A 13382-nucleotide genomic window follows, 5' to 3' on the forward strand; every position below is an offset into this window, starting at 1 on the left:
GGAAATCCTGTTGCTTCCCGGCCTCACGTATACGGCCGGGCGAAGCGGATGGGCGGCCCCGGGTGGGAGCCGCCCGTCCGGCGATGTCGTTCGGGCCCGGATCGGGCCCGCAAGCGCGGCGGTCGGGCCGCGGCTTACTTGATGACCGTCTTCGCTTCCTTGAGCAGATCCGGCGACAGTGTCACGCCCTGCTTCGCGGCCGCGCCCGTGTTCGCGAACAGCTCGAGGTTGCTGCTCGTTTCCGACGCGATCGCGCCCGGCTTCTCGCCCTTCAGGATGCGCGCGACGACCTTGCCGGTCTGCCGGCCGAGGTCGCCGTAGTTGATGCCAAGCGCCGCGATGCCGCCGCGCTTCACGCTGTCGGTGTCGCCGGCGACGAGCGGGATCTTCGCTTCGTTCGCGACCTTCACGAGCGCTTCGTATGCGGACACGACGTTGTTGTCGGTGTTCGTATAGATCACGTCGACCTTGCCGATCAGGCTCTTCGCAGCCGGGCCGATGTCGACGGTGCGCGGCGCGGCCGCTTCCTTCAACGTCATCCCCTGCTTCGCGAGGATCTCCTTGAGCTCCTTCACGACCACGACCGAGTTCGCCTCGCCCGGGTTGTAGACCATGCCGACCGTCTTCGCCTTCGGCACGACGCGCTTGATCAGCGCGACCTGACGGTCGAGCGGCAGCTTGTCGGAGACGCCCGTCACGTTGGTGCCCGACGGGCCCCAGCCCTTCACGAGCTGGGCTGCGACCGGATCGGTCACCCCCGAATAGACGACCGGCACGCTCTTCGTCGATGCAACCACCGCCTGCGCGGCCGGCGTCGCGATCGCGACGATCACGTCGGGCTGGTCGCCGACGAACTTGCGCGCGATCTGCGCGGCCGTGCCCGTGTTGCCCTGCGCGCTCTGGTATTCCCACTTGAGCTTGTCATCGCCGTAGCCTTGCGCCTTCAGTTCGGCGCGCACGCCGTCGCGGATCGCATCGAGTGCCGGGTGGTCGACGATCGACAGCACCTTGACCGTCTGTGCGTGCGCGGCGCCCGCGAGCGCGAATGCGGCGACGCCGGCCGTGATCGAACGGATCGCGAAAATCTTGAAACGCTTCATGGGTGAGTCTCCCCCGTATTTGTGTCGGTTCTGGATGATGGATTCCCGCCGCCGTCATGCAGGTGCCGATGCACGCGCAACCGGGTGACGATGTGGGCGGCAGCGGCCCCGCGCGGGCCCCGGGAAGGCGCGCGGCGGCGAACGCACGAGGATACCATTTCCGCAGACCACCACCTGACTTCGCGCTTTCGGGCGTCCTGCCGGCACACGCGGCCGCCGAGCCGCTGCGAAACGCTCGCGAAGCCCGGCCGGCGGCGCTTGGCGCCGGCCCCGGCGCAACACGTCAGCCGCGTTCACAGCTTTACGTTATGCTGTCCGCGGACCCAATCCACACCAACGGAGCGTGCATGAAACGGGGAATCCGTGCGATCGCGTGCGCGGTCGTCGCGCTGGCGCTGCCGGGTGCGGCATTCGCGCTGACCGACGGCTATGCGCAATACGACGACTGCATGCTGGGTGCGCTGCGCGAGAGCCGCAACGGCGCGGCCGCGCAACTGATCCAGCGCTCGTGCGACGCGCTGTACCGCAACAACGCGATGCTGCTGCCGCGCGAGCGGCGCTTTCACGAGTGTGTCGTGCAGTCGCTGCCGGGCGTGCGCGACAACTACGCGATCCAGCAGATCATGGCGATCTGCTCGCGGCGCGGCGAGATGTGAGCCAGCGCTGAACGCCGGGCGCCGCGCAATGATCTGCGGCCGCGCCAATGAAAAAGGGCCTGCGCGAGGCAGGCCCTTTCGTTTCAGCAGTCCGACCGGTGTGCGGCGTTCAGAACGACGCGACCATCGAGCCCTTGAACTGCTTCTTGATGAATTCCCGCACTTCCGGCGACTGGTACGCCTTGACCAGCTTCTTCACCCACGGCTGATCCTTGTCCTTCGCGCGCACGGCGATCAGGTTCGCATACGGGCTCGTCAGCGATTCGAGCGCGATCGCGTCCTTGGTCGGCTGCAGGTTCGCGGCGAGCGCGTAATTCGTGTTGATCACGGCGGCGTCGACATCCGACAGCACGCGCGGCAGTTGCGCGGCGTCGAGCTCGGAGATCTTCAGCTTCTTCGGATTCTCGGCGATGTCGAGCACCGTCGCGTTGTTGCCGCCCGTGCCGGCGCCGGCCTTCAGCTTGATCACGCCTTGCGTCTGCAGCAGCAGCAGCGCGCGGTTCTCGTTCGACGGATCGTTCGGCACCGCGAGCTTCGCGCCTTGCGGCAGGTCCTTCAGCGCCTTGAACTTCTTCGAGTACACGCCGATCGGCGAGATGTAGGTCAGACCCGCGCTGACGATCTTGTAGCCGCGCTGCTTCACCTGGCTGTCGAGGTAGGGCTGGTGCTGGAAGCTGTTCGCGTCGAGGTCGCCCGCATCGAGCGCCGCGTTCGGCTGCACGTAGTCGTTGAACTCGATGACCTTCACGTTCAGGCCTTCCTTCTCCTTCGCGACCTTCTGCACGACCTGCCACACTTCCGCATCCGGGCCGGCGACCGTGCCGACCTTGATGACCTTGTCTTCGGCGTGCGCGCCCGCCGACAGCGTCAGCGCGGCACCGGTGGCCAGCACGGAAAATACCTTCAGGAGACTGCGACGCTTCATCTGTTTCTCGCTTTCTTGCTAACTGAAAATGGGGCGCGATACGGGTATCCCCGAACTCGCAGGAAGGGGCAAATGGTGTCACAGGATCGGCCGGAAGTGAAATACATCCCGCTCATATGGGTATGCACCGCAGCGGTGCTGGCGAACGATGCGCGACCAGGCCGCTACCACGCCGCCATCAGGCCGTTAGTTGCGTTCAATGCACGCGGCCACCGGCATCGGCGACCCGGAACGCGCTGATCGCGTCGCGCAGCCGGCCGGCCTGCTCCTGCAGCGACGCCGCGGCCGCGCTGGCCTCCTCGACGAGCGCCGCGTTCTGCTGCGTGACCTGATCCATCTGTGTGACCGCGCGCCCAACCTGCGTGATGCCGCTCGCCTGCTCTTCGGACGCCGCCGCGATCTCGCCCATGATGTCGGTCACGCGCGCGACCGCCTGCAGGATCTCGCCCATCGTCGTGCCGGCCTGGCCGACCAGCGTCGAGCCGTTACGCACGCGCTCGACCGAATCGACGATCAGTTCGCGGATCTCCTTCGCGGCCGTCGCGCTGCGCTGCGCGAGCGAACGCACCTCGCCCGCGACCACCGCGAAGCCGCGCCCCTGCTCGCCGGCCCGCGCTGCCTCGACCGCCGCGTTCAGCGCGAGGATGTTGGTCTGGAACGCAATGCCCTCGATCACGCCGATGATGTCGGCGATCTTGCGCGAGCTGTCGTCGATCTCGCCCATCGTTCCGATCACGCGCCCGACGACGTCGTTGCCCGCCCGCGCGATCTCCGATGCGTTATTCGCGAGCCCGCTCGCCTGCCGCGCGTTGTCGGCGTTCTGCTTCACCGTCGCGGTCAGCTGCTCCATGCTCGCGGCCGTTTCCTCGAGCGACGCGGCCTGCTCCTCCGTGCGCTGCGACAGGTCGTCGTTGCCGGCCGCGATCTCGCGGCTCGCCGACGCAATCGACTCGGCCGACTGGCGGATTCCGCCGATCGTCGCCTGCAGGCGCGCCTGCATGTCGCGCATCGCCGCCATCATGCTCGTGTCGTCGCCTGCGCGCACAGGCACCGGCCGCGTGAGGTCGCCCTGCGCGATGCGGGTCGCCAGCGCGGCCGCTTCGTCCGGCTCGCCGCCAAGGCTGCCGCGCACGTTGCGGATGATCACGAGCATCGCCGCGCTGATCGCGAAGCCGATCGCGAGCACGACCGCGAGGTGGCCGAATAGCGTCCGGTAGTAGACGGTATCGATGTCCTTGAGGAACACGCCGCTCGAGATGTTCCAGTCCCACGGCGCGAAGCGCGTGACGTAGCTGATCTTCGGCACCGCGGTCTCGCTGTGCGGCAGCCGCCCGCGATACTCGGCGAAGCCGCTGCCGGTCGCCTTCGCGGCGTTCAGGATCGTGACGAACAGCGGCTTGCCGTCCGGGTCGAGATAGTCGCCGACCTGCGTGCCGACAAGTTTCGGCAGCGTCGGGTGCATCAGCACGACGGGTTTCGAATCCATCACGAACACATAGCCCGACTCGCCGTAGCGCATCGCGGCCACGCTCGCGAGCGCGTCGCGCTTCGCGTCGGCCTCGGACAGCGTGCCGCTCTGCGCGAGCGCGTGATATGCGCTGACGATGCCGGCCGCCGAGTCGACCAGGTTGGCGATGCCTGCCTTGCGTTCGGCGAGCATCGTCGCGCGCGTCTCGTATGCGCTCCATGCGCCGACGCCGAGCAAGCCGATCCATACCAGCGCAAGCGCGAGCCACAGCTTGCGATTCAAACTCATTCTGCTCATCTGCGTGCCTTGTTGTCGAAGTCGATGCCCGCGATACGCGCGAACGGCCGGTCGCGCGCAAACGGTTGCCTCCGTATTTACGGCAACGAGACTTACAACTTGAATACACGCACGACGGCCGGCACGACACGGGACGGCCGCTGTGCTAAAAAGACCGGCTGACCGGCACACGACGCGCCGGCGACATTCCAGGGCCATCCATGTACGTCATCGACATCCACTACAACGCGTCGCTCGAGCGCATCGACGATGCGCTCGAACGCCATCGTGCGTATCTGCAGCCGCTGTTCGAGCGCGGCATCTTCATCGCAGCGGGGCCGAAGGTGCCGCGCGAAGGCGGCGTGATCCTCGCGGCCCGCATCGACCGCGACGAACTGGACGCGATCCTCGAGACCGATCCGTTCGTGACCGAAGGGCTCGCGACGTATCGCGTGACGGAATTCCGGATCACGCGTGCCGCGCAGGGCTTCAACGTGCCGGCACTGCCGTAACGCGCCGGCGCGCGAATGTGCGCACGCACGCCGCCTCGCGAGGCGGCGCATGCAGATCGAGGGGAAACAGGAAGAATGCGTGACGGCGCATCGCGGCCGTCACGCGTTTCGCCGGGGGAACGCCCGGGCGAACATGCGGCGCGCGCCGCTCAGTCGACCAGCAGCTTCAGGTCGTGAACCCACGGGCCGGGGCCCTGGCCGTCGCGCACGAACAGGCGCAGCTTGCCGTCGCGGTCGAACACGTAGCTCGCGGCGGTGTGATCCATCGTGTAGCTGCCGGGCGTCTTGCCGGGCACCTTCGCGTAGTACACGCGGAAATCCTTCGTGACCTTCTTGAGCGCCGCTTCGTCGGCCGGCCGCAGGCCGATGAACGACGGATCGAACGCGGGCACGTACTGGCCGAGCAGCGCCGGCGTGTCGCGCTCCGGATCGACGGTGACGAACAGCACCTGCACGCGCTTCGCGGCGTCGGGCCCGAGCTGCTTCAGCGCTTCAGACAGTTCGGCCATCGTCGTCGGGCACACGTCCGGGCAGTGCGTATAGCCGAAGAACATCACGACCGCATGGCCCTTGAAGTCGGCGAGCGTGCGTACCTTGCCCGTCGTGTCGGGCAGCGAGAAATCGCTGCCGAACTGCGTGTTGCCGGTGATGTCGAGATTCTGGAACTTCGGCGCGTTGTCGCAGCCGGCGAGCAGCGTGGCTGCCGCGAATGCGCACGCGAGCATCCAGCCTTGGCGCGCGCGGCGCCCGAACCATGAATGGAGCATTGCGTTCAAACCGTGCGGTTACACGCCGAGCAGCGGGCGTGCATAGTGATCGACGAGCAGCGCGGCGAACAGCAGCGACAGATAGACGATCGAGTAGCGGAAAGCCTTGCGGGCGAGTTCATCCGAATAGTCGCGGTGGATCTTCCAGGCATACGCGAGGAACACCGCGCCGAGCAGCACCGCGCTCGTCAGGTAGACGGCCCCGCTCATCCCCGAGATGAACGGCATCAGCGTGACCGCGAACAGGATCACCGTGTACAGCAGGATGTGCAGCCGCGTGAATTTCTCGCCGTGCGTGACGGGCAGCATCGGCAGGCCCGCGTTTTCATAATCCTTGCGGCGATACAGCGCGAGCACCCAGAAATGCGGCGGCGTCCACACGAAGATGATCAGCACGAGGATCCAAGCATCGCCGGGCACCGCGCCGGTGACCGCGGCCCAGCCGAGCGCCGGCGGCATCGCGCCCGATGCGCCGCCGATCACGATGTTCTGCGGCGTCATCGGCTTGAGCAACAGCGTGTAGATCACCGCGTAGCCGACGAAGGTGGCGATCGTCAGCCACATCGTCAGCGGGTTCGTGAACGTATAGAGCGTCCATGCGCCGACACTGCCGAGCACGGCCGAGAACAGCAGGATCTGCGGGGTCGTGATCTCGCCGCGCGCGGACGGACGCCATGCGGTGCGCCGCATCATCGCGTCGATCTTCTGTTCGACGAGGCAGTTGATCGCGAACGCCGCGCCGGCCAGCAGCCAGATGCCGACGGTGCCGCCGATCAGCACATGCCACGGCACCATGCCCGGCGTCGCGAGAAACATGCCGATCACCGCACAGAACACCGCAAGCTGCGTGACACGCGGCTTCGTCAGCGCCATGTACTGAGAAAACCGGCTACCGGGCGATTGGGAAAGGGTGCTTTGCATGGGGGCGGTCACGCCGGGGCGGCGTCGCGCGCGGGCTGCGCGACACGGCCGGGGCGGCTTGAAAGGATGCGAAAGTTTAACATGACGACGAGCAGCAGCAGGATCGCGGCGCCGCCGTTGTGCGCGACGGCGACCGGCAGCGGCCACTGCAGCACGATGTTGGTCAGGCCCGTCAGGAACTGCAGCAGGACCACCAGCAGCACGCCGTTCGCGGGCCGGCGCAGCGACTCGAAGCGGCGCATCTTCAGCGCGAATGCGACCAGGAACGCGACCACGACGAACGCGAACGTGCGGTGCGTCCAGTGGATCGCGACCAGCGCGTCCTGCGTGATCGCGTCGCCATCCTTCGTCATGCCGAGCGCGCGCCACAGATGGAAGCCCTGCTCGAAATTCATCGGCGGAATCCACTGACCGTTGCAGGTGGGGAAGTCGGTACACGCGAGCACCGCGTAGTTGGTGCTCACCCAGCCGCCGAGCGCGATCTGCACGACCAGCAGCACCAGCGCCGCGAGCGCGGCCGCGCGGTAGCGGCCGGCCTCCGGGTCATGCGACGGCAGCGGCGTCTGCCGCGCCGCGAGCCAGCCGAGCGTGCCGAGCAGCGTGAGGCCGAGCAGCAGGTGCGTCGTGACGATCACCGGCTGCAGCTTCATCGTGACCGTCCACGCGCCGAACACGCCCTGCACGACGATCAGCAGCAAGAGGCTCGTCGGCCACCACGGCGACACGTGCAGCGCGCGGCGGCGCAACCGCGCGGACCACGCAATCACGACCTGCGCGATGATCAGCACGCCGATCGCCATCGCGAAATAACGGTGGATCATCTCGATCCACGCCTTCGTCATGCTGACGGGGCCGGTCGGCATCGCCTGGTGCGCGGCCGTGATCGCGGCGTGCGCGATGAACGGCGACGACGTGCCGTAGCAGCCGGGCCAGTCCGGGCAGCCGAGGCCCGAATCGGTCAGCCGCGTGAAGCCGCCGAACATCACGAGATCGAGGGTCAGGAACGTGGTGATCCACACCAGCTTGCGGAACTTGTCGTCGTCGGCCTTGACCCACACGTACGACAGCGGCAGCAGCGCGATGCAGAGGCCGATCAGGCCGAGTTGCAGTAGATACGACATTGAATGGTTGCCTCGTCGTCTCGCCTTAGCCGATGCTCGACCACTTCAGCAACTTCGTGACGTCCGCCTTGATCTTGCTGGGGTTCGGGTCCTTCGGGAAACGCATCATCAGGTTGCCGTTCGGATCGACCATGTAGATGTGGTCGCTGTCCTTGGTGCCGGCGTCTGCCGGCAGCCACGCGGCGACCGCGGCCGGATCGGCGACCAGCCGGCGCGTGTCCGGATAGGCCTCCAGCACCTTCGGCGGTACCGCGCCCGCATCGCTGCGCAGCCATACCATCGTGATCCGGTGCCGCTCGCCCGCCTGCGTGACGCGGACCTGGCGCATGAAGTAGAGCTTTTGCGCGCAGGCGTCATCGCACGCGCTGCGGTCGGTCATCACGAACAGCCACACGCCGCGCAGCGACGACAGCGGCACCGTCTTGCCGGTTTCGTCGGTCACCTGCAGGTCGGCCGGGATCGGCCGCTGCGGCTCGATCAGCGTGCCGTAGTTGGTCGAGCCGCCCTTCGGCTTGATCACGTAATAGGTGAAGTACGACGCGATGATCGGTGCTGCGCACACGAGACCCAGCAGCACGAGCATCCAGCGGCCGCGCTTGCGGGCCGCGGGCGAAATCGGCGCTGCGGCCGGACCCCGACGGGAAGATTGCATGGACAAATCAGACCTCTCGAAACGAACCCGCGGCGCGTGCGCCGCGTCCTGGCATGGCGCTCACGCGCCGGCCGATTTCTTCGCCGCACGCCGTGCGGCGTACAGGCCGAAACCGAGCGCGGCAGCCGCCATGGCCCACCACTGAAACATGTAACCGTAATTGCGCTCGACGCCGGTCGTCGCCGCCGGCCAGTCGCGCACGAGCTTGTCGCCGTCGTCGCTCGTCTGCTGGATCACGAACGGCTGCAGCGGCAGCCCCGTTTCCTTCGCATACGCGGCGACGTCCAGGTTCTGCCGGATCTTCTGGTGCGCCGCCGAGCCGCCTTCGCCAAGCTCGAACGCGCGCGACGCATCGGCGCGCGCGATGCCTTCGATCTCGATGTCGCCGTCCGGCGTCGAAAACGGCTCGATCGCCGTGCGATCGGCGATGTTGCGCGGCAGCCAGCCGCGGTTCACCAGCACGACGCCGCCGCCCGAGAGTTTAAACGGCATCACGACGTAAAAACCCGGCTGGTCGTTATACGGCCGATTGTCGAGGAACACCGCTTGCTCCGGCAGGAAGCGCCCCCTGGCCCGCACGCGATGGAACTCGATCGACGCGAGCGGAATCGGCTGCGCACCGACGTCGACGGGCACCGCGTGCTCGTAGCGCACGATGCTCGCCTGCAGCGCCTCCTTCTGATGCGCACGGTCGCGCTGCCAGAACCCGAGGCGAATCGTGACCGCGACGATGGCGAGTATCAGCAGCGCAGGCAGCCAGCGGATCCTCATCGGGCCACCCGCGAGACGCATTCGCGAAAGCGAAGTGCGATAATTATCCTCTTCCTTTCGAATTGCCGTCGTCCGGTTCGCGTCATGCACATCCTCGTTCCCATCGCCTTCGTCCTCATCGTCGCCAGCATGGGCTCGGCGCTCTACTTCATGATGCAAGACCGCGGCCACACGAAACGCATGGTGTGGTCGCTTGCCACCCGCGTCGGGCTGTCGGTCTCGCTGTTCCTGTTCATCCTGTTCGCGAACTGGATGGGCTGGATCCATTCGACCGGCCTGCCGATCGGGCGTTGATGCATTCGTGCCGGAGGTCACCGTGACCGCCGCGACCGCTGTGACATTTCGCCGCACAACGGCGCCACCAAGCAAAAGCGCCGCCTGACGAAGTCGCGGCGGCGCCGGTTTGGCGTTGAGCGCAGGCAACCAGCCGCTGCCCCGTCCCCGCCAATGAAAACGGCCCGCGCATCGCTGCGCGGGCCGTTCCTGCATTTACAGCCAGTAGACGACGACGTACAGGCCGAGCCAGACGACGTCGACGAAGTGCCAGTACCACGCGGCGCCTTCGAATGCGAAGTGGTGATCGGGCTTGAAGTGGCCGCGGATCATCCGCACCAGCACCACCGCGAGCATCGTGCCGCCGAGGAACACGTGGAAGCCGTGGAAGCCCGTCAGCAGGAAGAACGTCGAGCCGTACACGCCCGAGTTCAGCGTCAGGTTCAGTTCGTTGTACGCGTGGTAGTACTCGAAGCCCTGCATGAACAGGAAGCAGACACCGAGCACGAGCGTCGCGGCCAGCCAGGCGATCGCCTTGTTGCGGTGATCGTCGCGCAGCGCGTGGTGCGACACCGTCAGCGTCGCACCCGACGCCAGCAGGAATGCGGTGTTCAGCGTCGGGACCGGCCACGGGCCCATCGTCTTGAAGTGACCGGCAAGCGCGGCCGGGCCTTCGTTCGGCCACACGGCGGAGAAGTCCGGCCAGATCAGCTTGTAGTCGAGGCTGCCGAGCTGGTGCAGCGCGATTTCACGCGCATAGAACAGCGCGCCGAAGAATGCGCCGAAGAACATGACTTCGGAGAAGATGAACCAGCTCATGCTCCAGCGGTACGACTTGTCGACATTCTTGCCGTAATGACCGCCTTCCGACTCGGCGATCGCGTCGCCGAACCAGTGATACAGCGTGAAGAGCAACCACAGCAGGCCAAGCAGCGCCGTGTACGGAGCCCAGTCGTGACCGTTGATCCACAGCGCCACCGACGCGAGCATGACCAGCAGGCCGATGGCCGCGCTGATCGGATGCTGCGACGGATGCGGCACGAAATAGTACGGGGTCTGGTTTTGACCGCTCATGCTTGATTCTCCACTTCAGTCCAATTTGTGTACCGGAAACCGCTCCGGCTTTATTTCTTGCACGGCGCGTGCCGCCGCCGCTCTTTCCCGCACGCAGCGCCCGGGGCGCCGCGCACTGCATTCTTTCGTGGCCGCGGGCATCAACCCACGACCGCGCGCACGATCAGGATCAGCACGCCGATGAACACACCGGCCGCGATCAACGCGACGATCAGCACGTGCAGCGGATTGAGCTGCGTCGCGTCGGCCTCCAGGTCGCGCCGCTTGCGCACCCCGAAGAACGACCACAGCACCGCTTTCACCGCCTGGCCGAACGACCCGCTCCGCTTGGTCTCTGTCACCGCCCCGTCTCCGTCGTCATGCGTCCGGCTTCGCCGCGCCCTGCGCCGCCGTCTTGCGCGGTGCCGGCGCCGGCGTGGCCGGCGTGTTCAGCTCGAAGAACGTGTACGACAGCGTGATCGTCTTCACGTCCTTCGGCAGCTTCGGATCGATCACGAACACCACCGGCATCTTGCGCGACTCGTTCGCGGCCAGCGTCTGTTGCGTGAAGCAAAAACATTCGATCTTCTTGAAGAATTCCGTTGCCTGCTTCGGCGCGTAGCTCGGAATCGCCTGCGCCACCATCGGCCGGCCCTGCCCGTTGGTGACGTCGTACACGATCGTCGTCAGCTCGCCCGGATGCACGTCGAGGCTGTTGTGCTCCGGCTTGAACCCGAGCGGGCCGCGCGCATTCGCATCGAACTCGACCGACACCGTGCGGCTGTAGTCGACCTGCGAGTTCTTCGCCTCGCGTTCGCTGACATCGCGCTGCACCAGGTTGTTGATGCCGGTGATCTGGCAAATCGCGCGATACATCGGAATCAGCGCGAAGCCGAAGCCGAACATCAGTCCGGCCACGACGAAGAGCTTCATCAGCATCGAACGATTGAACGCGCGATCGACGGCGCCCTCTTCCGGCTTCGACATACGACTACTTCCTCGCTACTGCGTCAGTTGCTGCATCAGTGAGTGGACAGCCACCACTGCTTGATCACGACACCCACAAAAAAAACGGCGGCGATGACGAGCAGGATGAGGCCGAGCCGCTTGTTGCCCGCGCGAATCTGCTCGGGCGTTCGTCTTTCTTGTGGATTCCGGTTCATCTGAAACTTCGCTGAAACTTCGATTCGGCGCCCGCCGCGCCTGCCTGCACGGCAGGCAGCGACGGAACGCCAAGTGAAACTTATTCGACGTGCGGCGGTTGCTCGAACGTGTGGAAGGGAGCCGGGCTCGGCACCGTCCACTCGAGGCCCGTCGCGCCATCCCACGGCTTGTCCGACGCCTTTTCCAGCTCGCCGCCGCCACGGTAGGCCGGCAGCGCGACCGCGAACAGGAAGTACACCTGCGCGAGGCCGAAGCCGAATGCACCGATCGTCGCCACCTGGTTGAAGTCCGTGAACTGCGCCGGGTAGTCCGCATAGCGGCGCGGCATGCCCGCGAGACCGACGAAGTGCATCGGGAAGAACGTCAGGTTGAAGAAGATCATCGACGCCCAGAAGTGGATCTTGCCGCGCGTCTCGTTGTACATCCAGCCCGTCCACTTCGGCGCCCAGTAGTACCAACCCGCGAACAGCGCGAACAGCGAACCGGCCACCAGCACGTAGTGGAAGTGCGCCACCACGAAGTAGGTGCCGTGATACTGGATGTCGAGCGGCGCCATCGCCAGCATCAGGCCCGTCAGACCGCCGAACGTGAACACGAACAGGAAGCCGATCGCGAACAGCATCGGGGTTTCGAACGTCATCGAGCCGCGCCACATCGTCGCGAGCCAGTTGAACACCTTCACACCCGTCGGCACGGCGATCAGCATCGTCGCGTACATGAAGAACAGCTGGCCGGTGACCGGCATGCCCGTTGCGAACATGTGGTGCGCCCAGACCATGAACGACAGGATCGCGATCGAAGCCGTCGCGTACACCATCGAGCTATAGCCGAACAGCGTCTTGCGTGCGAACGCCGGGATCACCTGCGACACGATCCCGAACGCCGGCAGAATCATGATGTACACCTCGGGGTGGCCGAAGAACCAGAAGATGTGCTGGTACATCACCGGGTCGCCGCCGCCTGCCGCGTTGAAGAACGACGTGCCGAAGTGGCGGTCGAACAGCACCATCGTGATCGCGCCTGCCAGAACCGGCATCACGGCGATCAGCAGGTACGCGGTGATCAGCCAGGTCCATGCGAACATCGGCATCTTCATCAGCGTCATGCCCGGTGCGCGCATGTTCAGGATCGTCACGACGATGTTGATCCCGCCCATGATCGACGAAGCACCCATGATGTGGACCGCGAAGATCGCGAAGTCCATGCCCGGGCCCATCTGCGTCGACAGCGGTGCGTACAGCGTCCAGCCGGCGGCCGTCGCGCCGCCCGGCGCGAAGAACGAACCGACCAGCAGCACGGCCGCGACCGGCAGCAGCCAGAAGCTGAAGTTGTTCATCCGCGCGAACGCCATGTCGGATGCGCCGATCTGCAGCGGAATCATCCAGTTCGCGAAGCCGACGAACGCCGGCATGATCGCGCCGAACACCATGATCAGGCCGTGCATCGTCGTGAGTTCGTTGAAGAACTCCGGACGCATGATCTGCAGGCCCGGCTCGAACAGCTCGGCACGGATGGCGAGCGCCATCACGCCGCCCGACAGGAACATGATGAACGAGAACAGCAGGTACAGCGTACCGATGTCCTTGTGGTTGGTGGCGAACAGCCAGCGCCGCCAGCCGTGCGGGGCTTCGTGCGCGTGGTCGTCGTGTGCGTGGTCCGCGGCTACGTCGTGCCCGATGCTAGACATGAGAATCTCCTAATGCGAATACGTCGACTAACTCAG

The 13382-nt window shown here is 66.0% G+C and carries 16 protein-coding genes; 3 read left to right on the top strand and 13 right to left on the bottom strand.

The window, feature by feature from the left end:
- Positions 1–134: 134 nt before the first annotated feature.
- On the bottom strand, positions 135–1100 hold the full coding sequence (locus tag DIE11_RS19040) for an ABC transporter substrate-binding protein (RefSeq protein WP_059464458.1): 966 nt from the start codon (positions 1098–1100) through the stop codon (positions 135–137).
- Positions 1101–1447: 347 nt separating this feature from the next.
- Between DIE11_RS19040 and DIE11_RS19045 the strand changes: the two genes are divergently transcribed.
- A complete protein-coding gene (locus DIE11_RS19045) occupies positions 1448–1756 on the top strand; it encodes a VF_A0006 family four-cysteine protein (RefSeq protein ID WP_059599878.1) in 309 nt (102 codons plus the stop codon).
- A 109-nt stretch (positions 1757–1865) separates the two neighbouring features.
- Here the strand turns inward: DIE11_RS19045 and DIE11_RS19050 are convergent, their stop codons facing one another.
- A complete protein-coding gene (locus tag DIE11_RS19050; protein ID WP_059599877.1) occupies positions 1866–2681 on the bottom strand; it encodes a MetQ/NlpA family ABC transporter substrate-binding protein in 816 nt (271 codons plus the stop codon).
- Between the two features lie 196 nt (positions 2682–2877).
- On the bottom strand, positions 2878–4446 hold the full coding sequence (locus DIE11_RS19055) for a methyl-accepting chemotaxis protein (protein ID WP_124626332.1): 1569 nt from the start codon (positions 4444–4446) through the stop codon (positions 2878–2880).
- Between the two features lie 200 nt (positions 4447–4646).
- Here DIE11_RS19055 and DIE11_RS19060 point away from each other — a divergent pair, with 200 nt between their 5' ends.
- Positions 4647–4937 carry a YciI family protein gene (locus DIE11_RS19060; RefSeq protein WP_044848209.1) on the top strand — a complete coding sequence of 97 codons (291 nt, stop codon included), beginning with the start codon at positions 4647–4649 and terminating at the stop codon, positions 4935–4937.
- A gap of 149 nt (positions 4938–5086) precedes the next feature.
- Here the strand turns inward: DIE11_RS19060 and DIE11_RS19065 are convergent, their stop codons facing one another.
- Genes DIE11_RS19065 through DIE11_RS19085 form a run of 5 tightly spaced genes read right to left on the bottom strand, consistent with a single transcriptional unit; the run spans position 5087 to position 9169 of the window.
- Positions 5087–5704, bottom strand: a complete 618-nt coding sequence (locus DIE11_RS19065) for an SCO family protein (protein ID WP_124626333.1) — start codon at positions 5702–5704, stop codon at positions 5087–5089.
- Positions 5705–5722: 18 nt separating this feature from the next.
- On the bottom strand, positions 5723–6625 hold the full coding sequence (gene cyoE, locus DIE11_RS19070; protein WP_006477738.1) for a heme o synthase: 903 nt from the start codon (positions 6623–6625) through the stop codon (positions 5723–5725).
- An 8-nt stretch (positions 6626–6633) separates the two neighbouring features.
- Positions 6634–7746, bottom strand: coding sequence for a heme A synthase (locus DIE11_RS19075; RefSeq protein WP_124626335.1), 1113 nt, complete (start codon positions 7744–7746; stop codon positions 6634–6636).
- A gap of 25 nt (positions 7747–7771) precedes the next feature.
- Positions 7772–8398 carry a cytochrome C oxidase subunit I gene (locus tag DIE11_RS19080; RefSeq protein WP_124626337.1) on the bottom strand — a complete coding sequence of 209 codons (627 nt, stop codon included), beginning with the start codon at positions 8396–8398 and terminating at the stop codon, positions 7772–7774.
- A gap of 60 nt (positions 8399–8458) precedes the next feature.
- Entirely contained in the window at positions 8459–9169 is a 711-nt protein-coding gene (locus DIE11_RS19085) for an SURF1 family protein (RefSeq protein ID WP_059599899.1), read from the bottom strand.
- Positions 9170–9253: 84 nt separating this feature from the next.
- Between DIE11_RS19085 and DIE11_RS19090 the strand changes: the two genes are divergently transcribed.
- The gene (locus DIE11_RS19090; RefSeq protein WP_059599872.1) at positions 9254–9463 is read left to right on the top strand and encodes a twin transmembrane helix small protein; all 210 of its coding nucleotides are present in this window, start codon (positions 9254–9256) and stop codon (positions 9461–9463) included.
- A 195-nt stretch (positions 9464–9658) separates the two neighbouring features.
- Here DIE11_RS19090 and DIE11_RS19095 read toward each other — a convergent pair whose 3' ends face one another.
- The 5 genes from DIE11_RS19095 to ctaD all read right to left on the bottom strand — a co-directional run bounded on the left by DIE11_RS19095 (position 9659) and on the right by ctaD (position 13346).
- A complete protein-coding gene (locus DIE11_RS19095; protein ID WP_059464449.1) occupies positions 9659–10516 on the bottom strand; it encodes a cytochrome c oxidase subunit 3 in 858 nt (285 codons plus the stop codon).
- A gap of 140 nt (positions 10517–10656) precedes the next feature.
- Positions 10657–10857, bottom strand: coding sequence for a DUF2970 domain-containing protein (locus DIE11_RS19100; RefSeq protein ID WP_059599870.1), 201 nt, complete (start codon positions 10855–10857; stop codon positions 10657–10659).
- A gap of 16 nt (positions 10858–10873) precedes the next feature.
- Positions 10874–11482, bottom strand: coding sequence for a cytochrome c oxidase assembly protein (locus tag DIE11_RS19105; protein WP_124626339.1), 609 nt, complete (start codon positions 11480–11482; stop codon positions 10874–10876).
- A 35-nt stretch (positions 11483–11517) separates the two neighbouring features.
- On the bottom strand, positions 11518–11658 hold the full coding sequence (locus tag DIE11_RS36410) for a cytochrome oxidase small assembly protein (protein ID WP_006760728.1): 141 nt from the start codon (positions 11656–11658) through the stop codon (positions 11518–11520).
- An 80-nt stretch (positions 11659–11738) separates the two neighbouring features.
- Positions 11739–13346, bottom strand: coding sequence for a cytochrome c oxidase subunit I (ctaD, locus tag DIE11_RS19110; RefSeq protein WP_059599869.1), 1608 nt, complete (start codon positions 13344–13346; stop codon positions 11739–11741).
- Positions 13347–13382 lie beyond the last annotated feature (36 nt).

The sequence above is a fragment of the Burkholderia sp. Bp9012 genome (assembly GCF_003853825.1).
GTDB classification, from domain to species: domain Bacteria; phylum Pseudomonadota; class Gammaproteobacteria; order Burkholderiales; family Burkholderiaceae; genus Burkholderia; species Burkholderia diffusa.